The sequence below is a fragment of the Falsiroseomonas selenitidurans genome (assembly GCF_012103215.1).
GTDB classification, from domain to species: domain Bacteria; phylum Pseudomonadota; class Alphaproteobacteria; order Acetobacterales; family Acetobacteraceae; genus Falsiroseomonas; species Falsiroseomonas selenitidurans.
Window position 1 is genome coordinate 104,236 of record NZ_JAAVNE010000010.1, and the last position, 18,308, is coordinate 122,543.

15 protein-coding genes are annotated in these 18,308 nt (G+C 68.5%); 6 read left to right on the plus strand and 9 right to left on the minus strand.

The features are described 5' to 3' along the window. Positions 1-12: 12 nt before the first annotated feature. Genes HEQ75_RS08665 through HEQ75_RS08675 form a run of 3 tightly spaced genes read left to right on the plus strand, consistent with a single transcriptional unit; the run spans position 13 to position 6,433 of the window. Positions 13-1,302 (plus strand): NHLP bacteriocin system secretion protein, encoded by a 1,290-nt coding sequence (locus HEQ75_RS08665; RefSeq protein WP_168029321.1) that lies wholly within the window; start codon positions 13-15, stop codon positions 1,300-1,302. Further along, positions 1,299-3,476 (plus strand): NHLP family bacteriocin export ABC transporter peptidase/permease/ATPase subunit, encoded by a 2,178-nt coding sequence (locus HEQ75_RS08670; protein ID WP_168029323.1) that lies wholly within the window; start codon positions 1,299-1,301, stop codon positions 3,474-3,476. Before HEQ75_RS08665 ends, HEQ75_RS08670 begins: the two co-directional genes overlap by 4 nt. Then, positions 3,476-6,433: an ATP-binding cassette domain-containing protein gene (locus HEQ75_RS08675; RefSeq protein WP_168029325.1), complete on the plus strand. Its 2,958-nt coding sequence runs from the start codon at positions 3,476-3,478 to the stop codon at positions 6,431-6,433. The genes HEQ75_RS08670 and HEQ75_RS08675 overlap by 1 nt, the downstream gene beginning before the upstream one ends. A gap of 9 nt (positions 6,434-6,442) precedes the next feature. On the opposite strand, the gene HEQ75_RS08680 is transcribed toward HEQ75_RS08675, so the two are convergent. Further along, positions 6,443-8,812, minus strand: a complete 2,370-nt coding sequence (locus tag HEQ75_RS08680) for a xanthine dehydrogenase family protein molybdopterin-binding subunit (protein WP_168029327.1) — start codon at positions 8,810-8,812, stop codon at positions 6,443-6,445. A gap of 67 nt (positions 8,813-8,879) precedes the next feature. Beyond that, positions 8,880-9,890 carry an NAD-dependent epimerase/dehydratase family protein gene (locus tag HEQ75_RS08685; protein WP_168029329.1) on the minus strand — a complete coding sequence of 337 codons (1,011 nt, stop codon included), beginning with the start codon at positions 9,888-9,890 and terminating at the stop codon, positions 8,880-8,882. A 71-nt stretch (positions 9,891-9,961) separates the two neighbouring features. Between HEQ75_RS08685 and HEQ75_RS08690 the strand changes: the two genes are divergently transcribed. After that, positions 9,962-11,182: a TIGR03862 family flavoprotein gene (locus HEQ75_RS08690; protein WP_168029331.1), complete on the plus strand. Its 1,221-nt coding sequence runs from the start codon at positions 9,962-9,964 to the stop codon at positions 11,180-11,182. Here HEQ75_RS08690 and HEQ75_RS08695 read toward each other — a convergent pair. Continuing rightward, positions 11,179-11,622: an Lrp/AsnC family transcriptional regulator gene (locus HEQ75_RS08695; RefSeq protein WP_209318436.1), complete on the minus strand. Its 444-nt coding sequence runs from the start codon at positions 11,620-11,622 to the stop codon at positions 11,179-11,181. The two genes, HEQ75_RS08690 and HEQ75_RS08695, sit on opposite strands and share 4 nt — an antisense overlap. A 146-nt stretch (positions 11,623-11,768) precedes the next feature. Here HEQ75_RS08695 and hppD point away from each other — a divergent pair, with 146 nt between their 5' ends. Next, the gene (hppD, locus tag HEQ75_RS08700) at positions 11,769-12,875 is read left to right on the plus strand and encodes a 4-hydroxyphenylpyruvate dioxygenase (protein ID WP_235961404.1); all 1,107 of its coding nucleotides are present in this window, start codon (positions 11,769-11,771) and stop codon (positions 12,873-12,875) included. On the opposite strand, the gene HEQ75_RS08705 is transcribed toward hppD, so the two are convergent. Both HEQ75_RS08705 and HEQ75_RS08710 read right to left on the minus strand, forming a co-directional pair. Beyond that, positions 12,856-13,221, minus strand: coding sequence for a hypothetical protein (locus HEQ75_RS08705; protein ID WP_209318437.1), 366 nt, complete (start codon positions 13,219-13,221; stop codon positions 12,856-12,858). The genes hppD and HEQ75_RS08705 overlap by 20 nt on opposite strands. A 31-nt stretch (positions 13,222-13,252) precedes the next feature. Further along, on the minus strand, positions 13,253-14,668 hold the full coding sequence (locus HEQ75_RS08710) for a FliI/YscN family ATPase (protein WP_328733488.1): 1,416 nt from the start codon (positions 14,666-14,668) through the stop codon (positions 13,253-13,255). A gap of 52 nt (positions 14,669-14,720) precedes the next feature. Between HEQ75_RS08710 and ctrA the strand changes: the two genes are divergently transcribed. Further along, entirely contained in the window at positions 14,721-15,455 is a 735-nt protein-coding gene (gene ctrA, locus HEQ75_RS08715; RefSeq protein ID WP_168029333.1) for a response regulator transcription factor CtrA, read from the plus strand. A 72-nt stretch (positions 15,456-15,527) separates the two neighbouring features. Here ctrA and HEQ75_RS08720 read toward each other — a convergent pair whose 3' ends face one another. The 4 genes from HEQ75_RS08720 to HEQ75_RS08735 are packed head-to-tail and all read right to left on the minus strand — an operon-like array spanning position 15,528 to position 18,293. Then, on the minus strand, positions 15,528-16,352 hold the full coding sequence (locus HEQ75_RS08720) for a CheR family methyltransferase (protein WP_168029335.1): 825 nt from the start codon (positions 16,350-16,352) through the stop codon (positions 15,528-15,530). After that, on the minus strand, positions 16,349-17,434 hold the full coding sequence (locus tag HEQ75_RS08725; RefSeq protein ID WP_168029337.1) for a protein-glutamate methylesterase/protein-glutamine glutaminase: 1,086 nt from the start codon (positions 17,432-17,434) through the stop codon (positions 16,349-16,351). Before HEQ75_RS08725 ends, HEQ75_RS08720 begins: the two co-directional genes overlap by 4 nt. Then, positions 17,431-17,832 (minus strand): response regulator, encoded by a 402-nt coding sequence (locus tag HEQ75_RS08730; protein ID WP_209318438.1) that lies wholly within the window; start codon positions 17,830-17,832, stop codon positions 17,431-17,433. The genes HEQ75_RS08725 and HEQ75_RS08730 overlap by 4 nt, the downstream gene beginning before the upstream one ends. After that, entirely contained in the window at positions 17,829-18,293 is a 465-nt protein-coding gene (locus HEQ75_RS08735) for a chemotaxis protein CheW (RefSeq protein ID WP_168029339.1), read from the minus strand. The genes HEQ75_RS08730 and HEQ75_RS08735 overlap by 4 nt, the downstream gene beginning before the upstream one ends. Between the last annotated feature and the right edge of the window lie 15 nt (positions 18,294-18,308).

Sequence of the window (18,308 nt, forward strand, 5' to 3'; positions counted from 1 at the left end):
TTCCGGATTCCCATGTCGCCCCCTTCCCTTTTTCGTCACGAGGCGATCGCAGAGGCCGCCGCACCTGATCGTTACGATGAGGCGCTGCGCGTCATGCGCCCCTGGACCTGGGCGGTAGGGGCGTCACTGATCGCGCTTGCGATCATCGGGCTGGTGTGGTCCTCGCTGGTCGATGTTCCGGTGAAGGTTGCAGGACGCGGGATTCTCCTGCCACCAGGCGGCGTGGTCGACATCGTCTCAGACACGGATGGGCGGATCGAAAGCCTCATGGCCCGCCCCGGTGACCGTGTGGAGGCAGGCCGCGAGGTTGCCCGCGTCGACCAGTCCGAGGTGCGGCTGCAACTCTCGCTCGCCGAGGGCCAGGCGGCGGATGCCGCACGCCAACGCCGGGAGCTGCTGGATTTCCATCAGCGCGAGGAGGCAGCGGCCGAAGCCTTCCGCGTCGCCCGCGACGCAGCGCTCGTACAGAACCTGCGCCTGCTGGAGGAACGGCTGGGCATGATGCGCGAGCGCGAGGATGTGCTGCGCGGCTTGTCGCAGCAGAACCTGGTGAACCGCGACCGCGCCTTGTTTGCGCGGGTCGAGGTATTCCAGGTGCGGGAGCAGATCGCCGCAGCCCGCAACGAACGAGAACAGCTGGTTCTCGACCAGGCCCTAAAGCGCACCCAGCGCGAGCGCGAGACGCTGGAGGCGGAGCGTCGAGCCGATGAAACCTCACGCCAGGCGCAGGCCCTGCGCGACCGGCTGGTCCGGCTTGGCGCCGTCATCGCGCCCTATGCCGGCGTCGTGGTCGAGGCGAAGGTGAACGAAGGGCAGGTGGTGCAGCGCGGCACCCCGCTGCTGACGATCGAGCGCGATCCGCTCACTGGCCATGGGGGGCCGGTTGCGGTGGTCTATGTCTCTGCGCAGGACGGCAAGCGGTTGGCCGAGGGTTTGCGTGTAGAGGTTTCTCCGTCTTCCACCCGGCGAGAGGAACATGGCTTCATCCACGGCCGCATCACCCGCGTCGCCCATGTGCCGGCCTCTTCGGCAGGTCTGCTACGCACCTTGCAGAACGACCAGTTGGTCCGCAGCTTCACAACGGAACTCGGCACGCCCTTCGAAGTCGAGGTGGCGCTGGAGCGCAACCCGGCGACGCGCAGCGGCATGCGCTGGTCAACGGGCAGCGGTCCGGACTTCGCCATCGAATCCGGGACCCTGGCGGAGGCTGAATTCACCGTCCGTTCGGTGCGCCTGATCGGGTTGGCCTTCCCGGCCCTGCGGGGCTGGCTGACCCGGACAGCCGACGCGGCAGCGCCATGACGGCACGGACTGCTGCACCGCGCCGAGCCGCTTCCGCAAGAAGGGTTCGTACACCAACCCTGCTGCAGATGGAGGCGGTGGAATGCGGCGCCGCCGCGCTCGGCATCGTGCTCGGCCATCACGGCCGCTGGGTGCCGCTGGAGGAACTGCGCGTGGCCTGCGGCGTGTCGCGCGATGGCAGCCGTGCCAGCCATGTGGCCGCGGCCGCCCGACAATACGGCATGCAGGTCCAGGCCTTCCGGATGGAGCCCTTGCATCTCGGCGAGATGCAGATGCCGCTGATCGCGCATTGGGGCATGAACCACTTCGTGGTCATCGAGGGCGTCGGCGGGCAGCATGCCTTCATCAACGACCCGGGCAGCGGCCCCAGGCGGATCAGCCTGGAGGAGTTGGACCGTAATTTCACCGGCGTGGCCCTAACCATGGAGCCCGGGCCGGATTTCACCCGCGGCGGCGAGCCGCCGCGCGCGCTCGGCGGGGTGCTGAGGCGCCTTCGCGGCAACGAGACGAGCTTCAGCTTCCTGGTTGCCATCAGCCTGCTGATGATGATTCCGGCGCTCCTTGTGCCCGCCTTCTCCCAGGTCTTCGTGGACGACGTGCTGGTCGGTCGCTTCGAATCCTGGCTTCAGCCGCTGCTCCTCGGCATGGCGGGCACCGCCGTGGTGATGGCCGCGATCACCTGGCTCCAGCTCGACCTCCTCCTGCGGCTGGAGACGCGGCTGTCCGTTGCCGGCTCCGCCAGTTTCCTGGAGCGGCTGACCCGCCTGCCCGTTGCCTTCTTTGCCCAGCGGCATCCGGGCGACGTCACCGGGCGCGTGGTGCTGAACGACCGGATCGCGCGCCTCGTGTCAGGTGATGTCGGGCGCGGCCTGCTCGGGCTGATCACGGCAGCCGTCTACTGCGCCGCGATGCTCCTGTACGACGTGGTGCTGACCGGGGTGGTGGTGCTGGCGGCCGTGGTCAACCTTGTCGCCCTGCTTTGGCTGAGCCGAAGCCTGAGCGATGACAACCAGCGCCTGCTTTCGCGAACTCTGCGCTCCGATGGGCTCGGCAAGCAGGGGTTGCAGATGATCGAGACCTACAGGTCCTCCGGCACGGAAAGCCTGTTGCTGGCGCAGTTGGCCGGGACGCGCGCGGGGGTGGCCAACATCACCCAGCGCCTGGCCCTGCGCCGGGGCATGCTGGAGGGCCTCCCCGCCTTTGTCGCCATTCTGGCCGCCGCGGCGGTGCTCGTTCTGGGCGGGTCGCGGATCATGGACGGGGCAATGACTGTCGGTCAGTTGGTCGCCTTCCAGGCCTTGACCATGGGGTTCATGGGCCCGGTCGCGCAACTCATCGGCGTCGCCACGCAGATGCAGGACGCCAGGGCGAACCTGACGCTGCTGGAAGACACCATGCACCATCCGCTGGCAACCGAGTTCCAGCAGCCGCCGGCCCGCGCCGCCGTCGCCCGCTTCGCCGGCCATATCGAGTTGCGCGACGTGACCTTCGGTCATAGCCGCCTGGCCCCTCCGCTGTTGGACGGCATCTCTCTCGCCCTGCAGCCGGGCCGGCGGCTCGGCATCGTCGGCGGTTCCGGCTCTGGCAAGTCGACCCTGGCGCTGCTGATCGCCGGCCTCTACCGGCCCTGGTCCGGCGATGTGTTGATCGACGGCCGGCCGATCGAGGCGATCCCGAGGGAGGAATTGCGGCGGGAGGTCGCCGTGGTCGACCAGCAGGGGTACCTGTTCGATGGCACCGTGCGCGACAATGTGGCGATGTGGGACCCGACGCTGGCAGATGAGCGACTGGTCGAATGCGCGCAGGATGCCGTGATCCATGACGAGATCTTGGCGCGCCGTGGCGGCTACGCCGGCGTGGTGGCGGAGGAAGGGCGCAACTGGTCCGGTGGCCAGCGCGCGCGGCTGGAACTGGCCCGCGCCATCGTCACCGATCCGTCCATCCTGGTGCTGGATGAAGCGACCGCCGCGCTCGACAACCGGTCGGAGGCCGCGCTGATGCGCAACCTCCGTCGCCGTGGCTGCACCATGATCATCATCGCCCACCGCCTGGCCCTGGTTCGGGACTGTGACGAGGTCATCGTCATGGAGCGCGGGCGCATCGTGCAGCGCGGGCATCCGGATGACCTCGCATCCGCCGAAGGGCCCTTCCGCACCATGTTGGCGCACGGCTGATGCCCGACGACCTGCCCGGCTCCACCCAGCAAGCCGAAACCGAGCCGCCGCCGCAGACGCCAGCGCCGCCGCTGGCCCTTCCCGCCCATGCGCCCCTGCCGCTGACCGAGCCTGGCAGTGTCTGGTACGTGGTCGCGGGCAGCGTGACCCTCTTCGCGCAGCGTCCGCCGCGGCCACCGGCACAGGAGGGTCCGCGCCGCTATATCGGCACCATTCCGGCAGGCGGCCTGCTCTGTGGCCTTGGTGAAGACGAGCTTGGCACGACGCTGATCGCCGTCGGAACGGCCGATACGCTGCTAAGGCCCTTCGATCCTGAGGCCGACCAGGCGGAGGACATTGCGCGCCGCGCCGCAGGCATCATTGCCTGGACGCGGGCCCTTGCCGAGGGTCTTGCCCGCCCGATGGCACCGCGGCCCCGCGCCGACATCGCCCTCTCCGAAGCTACCGGCAGCCTCCGCACGGTGGCCGGCGCCACGATCGTGACCCGCGGCCCGCCGCTCTGGCTCCGCCTGCCGGAAGGGTCCTGGCTGCTGTTCGGGCTGGAGCCGGTGCAAGGGCTGGTACCATTGCCAAGCGAGGCTTGGCTGACCGGCAGTGGCGGCTTGGTGGAACCCGTACCCGCCCAGCAGGCCGTGGTTGGGCCGGACTGGCAACAGGGCCTGGCCAGCTTCAACGCCGCCTGCTTGGCAGCGCTCCCCGCCGCCCTGGCGCTGGATGCGGCGGATGAGTTGAACCGCCTGCGCCTGCGCGGCGAGCGGGATGCGGAAGCAGGGGCAGAGCAGAGGGGCGCCTTCGCCGCGATCCTGGGCAATGAGGCCGAGCCGCCAGCCGCGGCGGATGGCGACCCCCTGATGCCGGTGTTCCGGGTGGTTGCCAGCCACCTCGGCCTGCGCGCCCGGCGCCCCATCCGGGTGCGCCGCGCCGACATCGATGCCGTCTCCTCTCTCGAGGAACTGGCTCGCGCTACAGGGCTGCGGCTGCGACCGGCGCATTTGCCGGAGGCATGGTGGCGGCAGGACCACGGCCCGCTTTTCGCCAGGCTGGACGGGGGAATGGTGGCGCTGCTGCGGACCGCCCGCGGTTATCGCCTGCACACGCCGACTGACCCGCGCGGCCGACGCCTCGACGAGGCGTCGGCCGCGCGGATCGAACGCGAAGCTTCGGCGCCGGTTGTGCCCCTGCCACGCAAGGCACTGACGCTCCTCGACCTCGTTGGCAGCGGCATGGGGGGCAGTGCCTCGGACGTTGTGGCCATCATCGCCACCATGCTGATCGGCGCGGCGCTTGGACAGGCCGTGCCGATGGCCACCGGCATTGCCTTCTCCCTGCTGGTTCCGGGCGGCCATCTGTCCGAATTGACCCAGCTTGGCCTTGCCCTGGTCCTGATCGCCGGCGTCGGGTGGGTGGTGAAGCTTGGCAGCGAGATCGCCCGGCAGAGGATCGAGGCCCGCGCCGGCCCGGCGCTGCATGCGGCGATCTGGGACCGGGTGATGCGGCTGCCAATGGCGACGCTCAACCGCCAGACGGTGGGTGAGACCTCCGGCCGTGCTGTATCGGCCATATCGCTCGCCATGCAGATCCGCACTTTCGGCTTCATCGTCGCCAGCGCCGTGGCGACGATCCTGTCCTCCTTCGTGCTCATGCTGCTGGCCCAGCCTTTGGCGGCCGGGATTGCGCTCGGCATGCTGGTGCTGCAGATCGCCGCGGCAAATCTGGCCGGCTGGATGCAGGCGCGCGCATTCGCCACCGGCGAGGCTCTGTCGGGCCTCGCCGATGCCATGGTATTTCAGATCGTGTCCGGGCTGGTGAAACTGCGGCTCGCAGGGGCCGAAGCCAGGGCCCAGGCCGTTTGGGCCGGACGATTTGCCGAGATGCGGCGCCGGCTTTCCGCGGCACGGCGCATCAGCAATGGTTATGACGCTTTCGCGGCCGGTTTCGCGGTGCTTTCCACGGCGGCGGCCTTCTTCGTCATCGCACTGATGCAGCGCGTGGAAGCGGGCGCGCCACCGCCCAGCCTTTCGGCTGTGATGACCTTCATCGCCGCCTACGGCCTGATGGCGGCGTCCGGGACCCAACTCGCCAAAACATTGTTCGCGCTGTGGTTCCTGATGCCAACCCGGAAATTCGCCCAGCCGCTGCTGGATGGGCTACCGGAACAGGATACCGGCAAGGTGGATCCTGGCCGGCTCAGCGGTGCCGTCGAGCTTTCCAACCTGACATTCCGCTACGGCCCGACCGAATCCTGGGTCTTCTCCGGCCTGACGATGCGGATCGAACCAGGTGAATTCGTCGCCATTGTCGGCCGCTCCGGCGCCGGGAAGTCCACCCTGGTCCGGCTGCTGCTCGGCCTGGAGGAGCCGACCAGCGGCGCGATCTACATGGATGGACACGACATCCGCGGGCTCGACCTGGCAATCCTGCGGCGGCAGGTGGCCACCGTGCTGCAGGCCGGGCGCGTCCCACCGGGCAGCATGCGGGATGCGGTGCGCGGCCTGTCAGGCGCGACCGAAGCCGAGATCTGGCAGGCGCTCGACCAGGCGGCGCTGGGCGCGGATGTGCGCGCCATGCCGATGGGGCTCGAGACCATGCTGACCGATGCGAGCCGCGTTCTTTCCGGCGGTCAGGTGCAGCGGCTGCTGCTGGCGCGCGCCCTGCTGCAAAAACCGGCGCTGCTGATCCTCGATGAGGCGACGAGCGCGCTGGACAACATGACCCAACGGGCGACGATGCGTGCCATCCGTACCATGCCCGCCACCCGCATCGTTATCGCCCACCGCCTTTCCACCATCCGCAATGCCGATCGAATCATCGTCCTCGATGGTGGGCGGATCGCCGAGTCGGGGAGCTTCGAGCAGCTGCTGCAGCGCAAGGGCGGCCAGTTCGCCCGGCAATACGCCGAGGAAGCCCGTTGGCAGGCCACGGCCGGTACGCCCGCAGGCGCAACCGGCCAAGGCTGAGCGCTTGGCTCAGGTGGCGCGCGCCGCCTGGATCGCCTGCCAGACCCTCTCCGGCGTCGCCGGCATGTCGATGTGCCGGATGCCATAGGTCGACAGCGCGTCGACCAGGGCATTCATCACCGCCGGCAGTGACCCGGCGCAGCCCGCCTCGCCGCAGCCCTTGGCGCCCAACGGGTTGGTCGTGGCCGGGACGGGATGGCTCACGAACCCGATCGAAGGCATGTCCTCGGCCCGCGGCAGCGCATAGTCCATGTAGCTACCGGATTGCAGCTGGCCATCGTCGCTGAAGGCCACCCGCTCCAGCAGCGCCTGGCCGATGCCCTGGGCGATCCCGCCATGCGCCTGGCCGGCGACCAGCATCGGGTTCACGATGACGCCGAAATCATTCACCGAGGTGTAGCGGACCACGGAGACAATGCCGGTCTCCGGGTCCACCTCCACCTCCGCGACGTGGCAGCCATTGGGATAGGCCTGCGGCGCCTCGTCGAACACATGCGTCACGTCGAGTGTGGGCGGCACGCCCTCCGGCAGCGAGGTCGCGTCACGCAGCCGGGCGGCTAGGTCCATGATGCCGATACCGCGGTCCGTGCCAGCGATCAGGAAGCGGCCATGGCCGCCTTCGGCATGGGCTTCGAACTCGATATCGGTCGGCGCGGCCTCCAGCGCCCAGGCCGCAGCGTCCCGCCCCTTCTTCACCACCAGCTCCGCGGCCTCCATGATCGCGGCGCCGGACGCCATCAGCGACTTGGAGCCGCCGGTGCCGCCGCCGGCGACCAGCTCGTCGGAATCGCCCTGCAGCAGACGGATCTGCTGGAAGGGAATCCCGATGGCCTGGTGCAGCACCTGGGCGAAGGCGCTCCAATGCCCCTGCCCGTAGTCCAGCGTCCCAGTGATGATGGTGACGGTGCCGTCCTTCTCGAAGCGGATCCCGCCCTGCTCCTTGGTCGGGGGCGCCGTGCATTCCAGGAAGTTGCCGATGCCGAGACCGCGCAGACGGCCCTGCGACGCGCTCTCGGCCTTGCGGGCGGCAAAGCCCGCGACATCCGCCGCAGAAAGAGTCTCCTCCAGTACCGCGGTGAAGTCGCCACCATCGTAACGGCTGCCGGAGGCAGCGGCATAGGGGAACTGGTCGGTGCGGATATGGTTGCGGCTGCGGATCTCCACGGCGCTGATGCCCATTTCCGCGGCGGCGGCTTCGATCAGCCGCTCCATGAAGTAGTTGCCCTCCGGCCGGCCGGCACCACGATAGGCGGAAACGGGGGTGGTATTGGTCAGCAGGCAGCGCGTCGCCACCTCGATCAGCGGGGTCGCGTAGTTGGACTGCACGTTCTTCCAGAAATTCGCCGTGCCCATCAGCGGTGCCACAGTGGACAGGTAGGCGCCCATATTGGCGAAGGATGTCAGGCGCACCGCCAGGAACTTCGCTTCCGCATCCAGCGCCAGCTCCGCCACCACCTCATGGTCGCGCCCGTGCTGGTCAGACAGGAAGCTGCCGGAGCGTTCATCCGTCCACTTCACCGGGCGGGCCAGTTCCTTGGCGGCATGCAGCAGGCAGAGATATTCCGGGTAGGCGTTGGCCTTCATGCCGAAGCTGCCGCCGACATTGCCGGTCAGCACCCGCACCTGCTGCACCGGCACCTTGAGGACCTCGTTGGCCAGCTGGTTGCGCAGCCCGAACACACCCTGACAGCCGACGCGCAGGACATGCCGGCCCTCCTCAAAGGTGCCGATCGCGCTGCGCGGCTCCATCGCCGAGACGACGATGCGGTTGTTGCGCAGGGAGAGCCTGGCGACATGCGCGGCACTGGCGAAGGCTGCTGCCACCTTGGCCGAGTCGCCCTGGTGGAAGTCCAGCACCAGATTGCCGGGGATATCGCCATAGAGTTGCGGCGCATCGGTCGCCGCGGCGGCCGAGGCTTCCGTGACCGCCGGCAGCATGTCGATGTCGAGCTCGACCATTTCCGCCGCGTCTTTCGCCTCGGCCCGCGTCTCCGCCACCACAAAGGCGACCGGGTCGCCCACGAAGCGGACCTTATCGGTCGCCAGGGCGTGGCGCTGCGTGCTGCGCAGCGGGCTGCCATCCTTGTTCTTCAACGGCATACCGCATTTCATCGGGCCATAGCCGGCGGCCACAAGGTCCGCCCCGGTCCAGACGCCGAGGACGCCCGGCATGGCGCGCGCCGCCTCCGTAGCGATGCCGCGGATCACGCCATGCGCATAGGGGCTGCGGACGATCACGCACCATGCCTGGCCCGGCAGCGCAATGTCGTCCGTATAGCGGCCGCGTCCGGTCAGCAGCACCGGATCCTCGGCGCGGGGGACCGGCTGGCCGATGCCGAACTTCAGGCGCGTCGGGTCGAGCATATTGGTATCGGGCATGGGGAGGTCCTTGCAGCAGGTCGGTCTTGGAACTGGGGGCGGCCCCGGCAATGCGAAGGGGCGTGATTCACGCCACCCCTGCCACGCCACCGGTCCGATGCAGCCATGCCGCATAGTCGGCATAGGCGGCCTCCGGCGCAAATCGGGGCGCCCAGCCCAGGCCTGCAGCGCGGCCGATGGCCATCAGGCCACGTGGGCGGGTCTCGTTGAACGGAACGTTCGGCAGTTCGCCCGGGCCGGCGTGCCGCCACTGGAAGCCCGGGATCGCAGCGGCGAGCTCATCCAAGCAGGCGCCGGCATGGGGCGACCAGTCCTGCGCGGAAGCCAGGTTGAAGATGCGCTCCGCCGGCGCCGGAGCATCCAGCAGGGCCAGCAGCCCGGCCGCCAGGTCGCGCACATAGATCCAGTCGTAGGCCGGCAGGGGCGCCGGCGGCAGGATGGCGCAGCCCCCTGCCGCGGCAAGCTGGGCGATGGCCAGGTGCGGGCTCAATGTGTCGCGCAGGCCGGTATCGCGTTCCCACGGCCCGTAGGTCGCTCCGATACGTGCCACCACCGCGTCCAGCCCCCAGAGTCCCGCCAGGCGCAGACCCGCCCGCTCTACGGCGAATTTGGTCACGCCATAGAGGCTGATGGGTCGGCAGGGCGTCGTCACCTCGTCCAGCACCGCGTGGTCATAGGCCGATTCGCCATAGACGGCGGAGGAGGCCGGCAGCACCACGCGCCGCACCGTCCCGGCGTCGCGCGCCGCGGCCAGGGTTGCGAAGACCGCCGTCAGATTGACATCCAGGATAAGGTCCGGCGCCGCGGCTTCCCGCTGTGGGCCGGCAGTGATTGCGGCGAAGGGGAAGACCCGGTCGATGACCCGCCCGCGGAACAGCGCGGCGAGGGCTTTGGCGTCGCGCACATCGCCCTGCAGCACCTCGAGCCGCCCCTTGAGCCCGGCGAAGGCGCTCTGTGCGGCCGCGGGCAGCGTCGCCTCCTGGCCGAAAACCACCACATGCTCGCCGCGCCCGAGAAGGGCCTCGACCAGGTTGAGGCCGACAAAACCGGCACCTCCGGTGATCAGGATGGCGGGCATGGCAGGCTCCTGCAGGCGGGCGGGGCGACGCCCCCTGGATATCCCGGGCGGAGGAGACCAGAAAGCCGGGCATGACCGATCCCGCGCATGAAACGCTTTCCTCTCCCCTTGCAGCCGTCATCGGCGCCGGGCCCGCCGGCCTCATGGCAGCCGAGGTCCTCGCCTCGGCGGGGGTGCGGGTGGCGGTGCACGACCACATGCCGTCCGTCGGCCGGAAGTTCCTGATGGCCGGGCGCGGTGGGCTGAACCTGACCCATGGTGAACCGCTGGAGCGGCTGCTCACCCGCTACCGCCCCTCCTCGCCGCCGCTGCTGGAGGCCATCCGCGCCTTTCCACCGGCCAAGGTGATCGCGTGGTCCGAGGGGCTGGGCATTGAGACCTTCGAGGGCTCCAGTGGCCGCATCTTCCCGCGCTGCCTGAAGGCCTCCCCACTGCTGCGCGCCTGGCTCGCCAGGCTGGCCTCCCTCGGGGTGACCATCCATCCGCGCAGCCGCTGGACCGGCTGGTCGGCCGAGGGCGGGCCGAGCTTCATGGAACAGGTGGCAGCCACGCCTCAGGCCACCATTCTCGCGCTTGGCGGTGCCTCCTGGCCGCGTCTGGGATCGGACGGGCTATGGCCGGCAAGCCTGCCTTCACGGTCGGTGCGACGCTGGGAACCGGCCAATATGGGGCTCGAGATTGCCTGGTCGGCGCATTTCAGCAGCCGACACGAGGGCACGCCGCTGAAGCGCATTGCGCTGACCTTCGAAGGAGTCCGGGTGCAGGGCGAGGCGATGGTGACGCGCCACGGCCTGGAAGGAGGCGCGGTCTATGCCCTCGCCGCACCGGTGCGGGAGGCGATCGCCGGTCATGGCTCGGCCAACCTCGTGCTGGACCTGCGGCCGGACCTGTCGGCCAAGGAGGTCGCGGCGCGGTTGGCCGGACGCCCGCGCGCCGAATCGCTGGCGAACGGGCTGCGCAAGGCGCTCGCCCTGCCGCCGGTCGCGATCGGGCTGGTGCAGGAAGGGCTGCGCGCCGGGGGCGCTGGGATCGCGCCAATGGTGCTGGTCAAGGCGCTGCCGCTGCGCGCCACAGGCGTCGCGCCCCTGGCCCGGGCCATTTCCTCGGCTGGCGGCCTCTGCTGGTCGGAACTGGATGCCGGCTTCATGCTGAAGAACCAGCCTGGGGTCTTTGCCTGCGGAGAGATGCTGGACTGGGAAGCACCGACTGGCGGCTACCTGCTACAGGGCTGCCTGAGCACCGGCGTCGCCGCGGGTCGATCGGCCCTCGCCTGGCTCCGGCGCGGCGCCTAGACAGGCACCGCGCCAGGTGGCTTCAGCGCCATGAGGACGAAGGAACTGCGGGTTTCCTTCACCCCAGGCATGCGCAGCAGCGCCTTCAGCGCGAAATCCGCGTAGGCCTCGAAATCGGCGGCGACGACGTACAACATGTAGTCCATGCCGCCGCTCATGGCATAGGCCGCCACCACTTCCTCCCGCGCCGCCAGCGCCTTGTGGAACGCGCTGGCCACCTCCTCAGCGTGGGAGGACAGGGCAACCTGGACGAAGGCCTGAATGGGCAGTCCCACGCGCGCCGGTTCCACCACCGCCGTATAGCGGGCAATGACGCCGGCATCCTCCATGCGGCGGATCCGGCGCAGGCAGGGGGTGGCCGAAAGACCGACCTGCTCCGCCAGCAGGGTCACCGCGATGCGGCCGTCGCGTTGCAGGACGCGCAGGATGCGGCGGTCCACCTCATCAAGGCTGATAGTGGATCTGACCATAGACAAGGCCCTGCCGGAGTTGATCTGTGCGACCATGCCCCAGATTTGGGCCAGATTCGCTGAATTTCCCTTCCTTCCCTGTCCTATTGGTAGGGCCTGCAGGAGGAAGATGCGCCATGGATGTCCCGCCCGACCGCTCCACCTTTGCCGGCCGCATGTCCGAGGCCAACCCGATGGGCACCGACGGTTTCGAGTTCGTCGAATTCACCGGCCCGGACATTCCCTCTCTTGAGGCCCTGTTCGACCGCCTTGGTTTCGTCGCGGTCGCGCGCCATCGCTCCAAGGCAGTGACTCTTTGGCGCCAGGGCGACATCAACTTCATTCTCAATGCCGAGCCGGAGAGCTTCGCGCAGTCTTTCGCCCGGGTTCACGGCCCCTCCGCCTGCGCGATGGCCTTTCGGGTGGCCGATGCGGCCGCGGCCTATCGCCGCGCCGTCGATCTGGGCGCCAGGCCCGTTCAGGGCACCATCGGACCGATGGAGTTGAACATCCCGGCCATCGAGGGCATCGGCGGGTCCCTGCTTTACTTCGTCGACCGCTACGGCACGCGGGGCACAATCTACGACGTCGATTTCAACTGGCTGGGGGAGCGTGATCCACGGCCGGCGGGCAGCGGCCTGACGGTGATCGACCACCTGACACACAACGTCCATCGCGGGCGCATGGATGTGTGGTGCGAGTTCTACGCCAAGCTCTTCAATTTCAAGGAAATCCGGTACTTCGACATCGAGGGTAAGCTCACCGGCCTGAAGTCCCGCGCCCTGACCTCTCCTTGCGGTCAGATCCGGATCCCGATCAACGAAAGCTCGGACGACCGGAGCCAGATTGAGGAATTCCTGCGCGTTTACCAAGGCGAGGGCATCCAACATGTGGCGCTCGGCACCGCCGACATTCACGCCAGCGTGGAAGCGATGCGGGAGGCGGGCGTCGCCTTCCTGGACACGCCGGACACTTACTATGAGCTGCTGCCGAACCGACTGCCGGGCGCCGAGGTCGGGCTGGACCGGCTGCGCCGGAACCGGATCCTGATGGACGGTGCACCGACGCCGGAAGGCGGCCGCCTGCTGCAGATCTTCACCGGCAACGTGATCGGCCCGATCTTCTTCGAACTGATCCAACGCCAGGGTGACCAAGGCTTCGGCGAGGGCAATTTCCGCGCCTTGTTCGAGAGCATCGAGCTCGACCAGATCCGCCGCGGCGTACTCAAGCCAACGGAGGCCTGACGCTGGGCAGGGGCAGGTCATCCATCGCGGCCTGATCGCGAGCCAGCCTCGCCGCCCGGTCGGCGGCCCTGCGCCGCGCCGCCTCCTCCACGATGGCCCGCTCGGCAAGGCTGGCGCGGGCGGCCGCCTCCCGCGCCCGGTCCAGCCGATCCGCCGCCATGGCGCGCAGGGCACCCGCCTGTGCCAGACTAGTTTTGGCGGCAGGCAGCCAGTTCGCGAAGGCCTCCGGTGCCTTCTGGCCCGTTTCTGCGAGGAGGGCCGCCTGAAGTGCCGCCTCTCCCTCCGCGGCCGTCGCTTCGGCGGCCCGTGCACCGGCGAGCTGGCGCCTTGCCGCATCCAGCTCCACCCGTCGCAGCAGGCGAATCGCCCGCAGCGCGTCAGGCCGGGGCATCGTTGATCGCCACCGCGAGTCCCGCGAAAGCCTCCTCCAGCGTCGAGACCTCTCCCCTGGCCTGGTGCAGCAGCGCCTCCACCCTCGGCGCCAAACGCAGGGCTTCATCCACGGCGGTGTCCGCCCCCGCACGGTACGCGCCCAGCCGGACCAGATCCGCAACCTCGTCCCGCAGGGCAAGCACCTGCCGGGCCCGTCGCGCCAAGCGCGCCTGGTCGGGCGTCAGGCATCCCGGGACACTGCGCGACAGGCTGCGCAAGACATCGACGGCCGGGTAGCGGCCGGATTCTGCGATCCGACGATCAAGGACAACGTGCCCGTCCAGGATGCCCCGTACCGCATCGGCGATCGGCTCGTCATGGTCGTCGCCCTCGACCAGCACCGTCAGCAGGGCGGTGATGCTGCCAGCCCCCGGCCCGCCCGGGCCTGCACGTTCCAGCAAGGCCGGAAGCTCCCGAAACACGCTGGGCGGGTAGCCCCGGGTGGCAGGCGGTTCACCGGCCGCGAGCCCGATCTCTCGGCAGGCCAGGGCAAAGCGGGTGACCGAGTCGAGCAGCAGCAGAACGCGTTGACCGGCGTCCCGGAAATACTCGGCAATCGCCAGCGCGGCGTAGCCAGCTTCCCGCCGCGTGGCGGCGGGCGCGTCAGAGGTCGCGCAGACGACGACGCTGCGCGCCAGCCCTTCCGGACCGAGATCATCCTCGATGAATTCCCGCAACTCTCGGCCACGCTCCCCGATCAACCCAAGCACGACCGTGTCGAAGGCGGCGGCACGGGCCAGGGTGGCCAGCAGCGTCGACTTGCCGATGCCGGAGGCCGCGAACAGCCCAAGGCGCTGCCCCTCGCGCAGGGTGCAGAAGGCATCCAGCACGCGGACCCCAACGCCTGTGGCAGGGCCGAGGCGCTGGCGCGTGGCGGCAGGCGGTGCGGCCGCGCGTGCGGCGCGGGCCGTCAGGGCCTGCGGCAGCGGCCCCAGCCGGTCGAGGGGATTGCCCATTGGATCGACGACTCGGCCACGCCATCCGTCACAGACGGCCAGGCTTTGGCTTTCAACCACTTCGGCCACATCGCCGGCCGCCACCTGTCCGATTTCGCCGAAGACGACGCAACGCGCGCCGTTCCGCCCGATGCTCACAGCTTCGGCGACCGTCGGCCCGATCGGCTTCAGCAAGGCAACGCGTTCGCCGAGCGCGAGGCTTGGGCGAAGTCCATCGACGGCAACCGTCAGCAGGTCAGCGCCGACGACCCGCCCTTGGCGTCCCAGCCGCGGCTGGGACGCCAACCGGCCTTGCGCGGCCAACCACATGCCAAATATTGAATTTTTCCTCAAAAAATGGTCTTTCGATATTATTTTATTTACCATCTGCCAATGATGCATTTTTTCGGTGAATAAGGTCTTCACTTATCACGCAAAAGTGGTATCCCTACACGTATCAGGTGTGTGGAGGCCTTCCATGCGTGTCCTTTTGGTTGAGGACGATACAATTGTTGCCCGAGGCGTGACCCTGGCCCTCAAGGCCGCGTCCATGATCGTGGATACGGCCGATACGGGGGAGGAGGCGCTCGAGCTCGCTCGTCTCTATGACTATGACATCGTTGTCCTCGATCTCATGCTGCCGGACATGGAGGGCTACGAGGTTGTCAGGCGACTGCGAGCCGCGCGCCTTGAGACTCCGGTGCTCATCCTTTCCGGCTTGACTCGGCCACAGGCGAAGGTCCGTGGCTTCGGCATGGGGGCCGACGACTACATCACGAAGCCGTTCGACCAGCAGGAACTGGTTGCCCGTATTCAGGCCATCGTTCGGCGCGCCAAGGGCTTCAGCCAGCCAACCCTCTCCGTCGGTCCCCTCACCCTCAATCTGGGGTCGCGGGAAGTCCTGGTCGACGGCCGGGCGGTGCACCTGACCGGCAAGGAATATGCCGTCCTGGAATTGCTGACGCTCCGCAAGGGCGTCGTTCTCACCAAGGAAGCCTTCCTGAACCATCTCTATGGCGGCATGGACGAGCCGGAGGTGAAGATCATCGACGTCTTCATTTGCAAGCTTCGCAAGAAGCTGGCCAGCGCGGGCGCGGCGGAGTTGATCGGCACTGTCTGGGGGCGTGGCTATGTGCTGCGAGAGCCGAACGGCGCGATTCGCCTCTCTGCCGGCCCCGAAGGTCGCGGAGGCCCGGCTTCGGCGGCCGCCTGACAAGCAACGCCTGCCCTGAGGCGGTCACCGGCTACCGCCGGTGACCGATGAGTTCCTTGGTCCCACAGCGGCTCAGGCGGCCGCGCGCTGCGTCGAAATGCCGTAGGCGCCCCGTTCGCCCGACACCGGCACAAGCCGATCCGTCAACCCCAGCACGGTTTCCGCGCCGCCGAGATACAGCACACCCTCCGGCATGAGACGTCGGGAGAGCGCATCCAGCACCCTGGTCTTGGTGGGCGCATCAAAGTAGATCAGGACGTTGCGGCAGAAGATCGCATCGAACTTGCCGATCGCGGAGAGGTCGTTCAGCAGGTTGCGCTCCTCGAACCGCACCATCGCCGCCAACTCGGGCGAAACCCGCCACTTCGCGCCTTCCTGCTTGAAGTGCTTCACCAATGACCGGATTGGCAGCCCTCGCTGCACCTCGAACTGGGTGAATACCCCCTGCCTGGCGCGCGTGAGAATCTCGGCAGAGATATCAGTTGCGAGGATCTCCACCCGACACTCCGGTCGCGGGCCAAGCGTGTCCGCAATCAGCATGGCGATGGAGAACGGCTCCTGACCCGTCGAACAGGCGGCCGACCAAATCCGCAACGCAGCGCCCGGGGCCCTCGCTGAGACCAGCTTCGGCAGGATCCGGGCCAGGTGCTCGAAGGGCTTGCCGTCGCGGAAGAAGGAACTCTCATGCGTCGTAAGCGCCTCGACCACCGCGCGTTCCAGCACGTCATCCGGACGCTGCTTAAGGCGCTGCCCCAGTGCGCCCAGGGATGCCAGGCCGAACTTGGCCAGCACCGGCCCCAGCCGCGTTTCCAGCAAATAGGCCTTGTCCCCTGTCAGCACGATGCCGGAACGGCGTCGCACGACCCCGGCTATTTCGGCGAAATCGTCGTTGGTCATGTCCGCTTTCCGTCTGCGCCGGCTGCCATGATGCGGCCCGCGATGTCCTCCACATTCAAGATGGCCGAGGCGATGCCGGCTCGGGCGACTGCCCCGGGCATGCCCCAGACGACGGAGGTCGCCTCGTCCTGGGCTAGTACCGCTCCTCCGGCTCCGACGACCGCCCGGCATCCTGCAAGCCCATCGCTGCCCATGCCGGTCAGGATGGCTGCCAGCACGCGGCCCTGGCATGTTGCCACCAGACTGCGGAGCATTGGATCGACAGCGGGCCTGCAGAAATTCTCCGGCGGCCCATCGCCCAGTTGGACCACCAAGCCGCTGCCCGCTTCCTTCACCATCAGGTGCCGGTCGCCCGGCGCAAGGTAAAGCCGCCCGGCTACCAGTGGCTCCGCCTCCCGCGCCTCGCTGCAAGGCAAGGTGCCGATCCGATTGAGGTGATCCGCCAACAGCGTCGTAAAGCCGGCCGGCATGTGCTGGACGACGACCAACGGCACCCCCAGGGGCCGATCAAGCTTGGCGACAAGCACAGCTAGCGCCTGCGGACCGCCTGTCGACGACCCGATCCCGATCACCTTGGGCCGAGTCGCCTGCGCGCCGACCCGTGGCGAGAGGATGCGGTGCGTAGCGGCCTGCAATGCACGGCCGGGTGCACGCCGCATCCTGGCCCAGCCCTTGACCTTGGCCACCAACTCGGCCTGGAACTGGCCACCATTCATGCCCCCGGCCGCGGCCGAAGGCTTAGGAACATAGTCGACCGCGCCGGCCCGCAGTGCCGACATTGTCGCCGCCGCGCCGCGCTGGCTGAGTGCGCTGGCAACGATCACCGCGGTTCTCGGCGCCGCCTTGAGCAGCAGCGGCAAGGCCGTCATGCCATCCATGTGGGGCATCTCGAGATCCAGCAGCACCACCTGCGGCCGCTCGGCCTCCGGCATCGCGGCCAATTGCGCTAGAGCGTCCCCTCCGTTCGAGGCCTTGGCCACCACCCTGATATCCGGGTCGCTGGCCAGCATGCGCGACATGACGGCTCGAGCAGCGGCGCTGTCATCGCAAAGCAGGACCCGGACCGGTCCTTCTGCCGTCATGCGGCTGCCTGCAGCAGGCCAAGCTGCGCCAACTTGCTGCCGAGGATCTCCGCGTCGAACGGCTTCATCACATATTCCTGCGCGCCGGCATCAAGCGCCTCGACGATCTTCTCGAAGGCGATCTCCGTGGTGCACAGCACGATCGCAGGCTGGCCATTGCCGAACTCAGCACGCGCCGCTTTGAGGAAGGTCAGCCCGTCCATGACGGGCATGTTCCAGTCCAGCAGGACCACCTCAGGCAACAATTCGCGGCATGCCTGCAGCGCCTGGCTGCCATCCGCTGCCTCCCGTACCGTGAAGCCGAAGCCTTCCATGAAGCGGCGCGCCGCCTTCCGCACGACGCGACTGTCGTCGACGACCAGGCAGTCGCGCTGCAGGATCTCGTCGGTGGCGCTCATCGGCCACCGCCGATTGCCAGCACGCGCTCGACATCGAGGACAATGAGAAGCTGCCCGTCGCGCCGATGCACGCCCAGCGAAACCTCCCGCCACACTGGATCCAGCGTCGGCGGATTGGCCGCAGACTCGTCCTGGCGCAACGGCACCACCTCGCCGACCGAATCAGCCAGCATGCTGTAGAGTTCCCCGGCCATCTCGACGACGATGCTCATTGGCTGGGCGTCCACCGGGCGTGCCGGCAGGCCCAGGCGCCGCCTCAGATCGACGGCCGTCACGATCCTGCCGCGAAGGTTGAGGCTGCCAGCCACCTCGGGGGGCGCCAGCGGAATCCGTGTGATGGTCTGCGGCCCGAGAACGTCGCGAACCACCAGGACGGGGACACCGCAGGCCTGGGCCGCCACCGTCAGTGTCAGATAGAGCTCGGCGTCGGCAACAGCTGACTGGGTTGTTTGAGTGCGCATGACTGGGATCCTTCG

What these genes read in the sequence shown, in the direction of transcription:
- HEQ75_RS08680 (WP_168029327.1), bottom strand. Translation starts at nt 8,812, where the DNA reads ATGCCCGATACCAATATGCTCGACCCGACGCGCCTGAAGTTCGGCATC.
- ctrA (WP_168029333.1), top strand. Translation starts at nt 14,721, where the DNA reads ATGCGTGTCCTTTTGGTTGAGGACGATACAATTGTTGCCCGAGGCGTG.
- HEQ75_RS08665 (WP_168029321.1), top strand. Translation starts at nt 13, where the DNA reads ATGTCGCCCCCTTCCCTTTTTCGTCACGAGGCGATCGCAGAGGCCGCC.
- HEQ75_RS08690 (WP_168029331.1), top strand. Translation starts at nt 9,962, where the DNA reads ATGACCGATCCCGCGCATGAAACGCTTTCCTCTCCCCTTGCAGCCGTC.
- HEQ75_RS08685 (WP_168029329.1), bottom strand. Translation starts at nt 9,890, where the DNA reads ATGCCCGCCATCCTGATCACCGGAGGTGCCGGTTTTGTCGGCCTCAAC.
- HEQ75_RS08725 (WP_168029337.1), bottom strand. Translation starts at nt 17,434, where the DNA reads ATGACGGCAGAAGGACCGGTCCGGGTCCTGCTTTGCGATGACAGCGCC.
- HEQ75_RS08720 (WP_168029335.1), bottom strand. Translation starts at nt 16,352, where the DNA reads ATGACCAACGACGATTTCGCCGAAATAGCCGGGGTCGTGCGACGCCGT.
- hppD (WP_235961404.1), top strand. Translation starts at nt 11,769, where the DNA reads ATGGATGTCCCGCCCGACCGCTCCACCTTTGCCGGCCGCATGTCCGAG.
- HEQ75_RS08670 (WP_168029323.1), top strand. Translation starts at nt 1,299, where the DNA reads ATGACGGCACGGACTGCTGCACCGCGCCGAGCCGCTTCCGCAAGAAGG.
- HEQ75_RS08735 (WP_168029339.1), bottom strand. Translation starts at nt 18,293, where the DNA reads ATGCGCACTCAAACAACCCAGTCAGCTGTTGCCGACGCCGAGCTCTAT.
- HEQ75_RS08675 (WP_168029325.1), top strand. Translation starts at nt 3,476, where the DNA reads ATGCCCGACGACCTGCCCGGCTCCACCCAGCAAGCCGAAACCGAGCCG.
- HEQ75_RS08730 (WP_209318438.1), bottom strand. Translation starts at nt 17,832, where the DNA reads ATGAGCGCCACCGACGAGATCCTGCAGCGCGACTGCCTGGTCGTCGAC.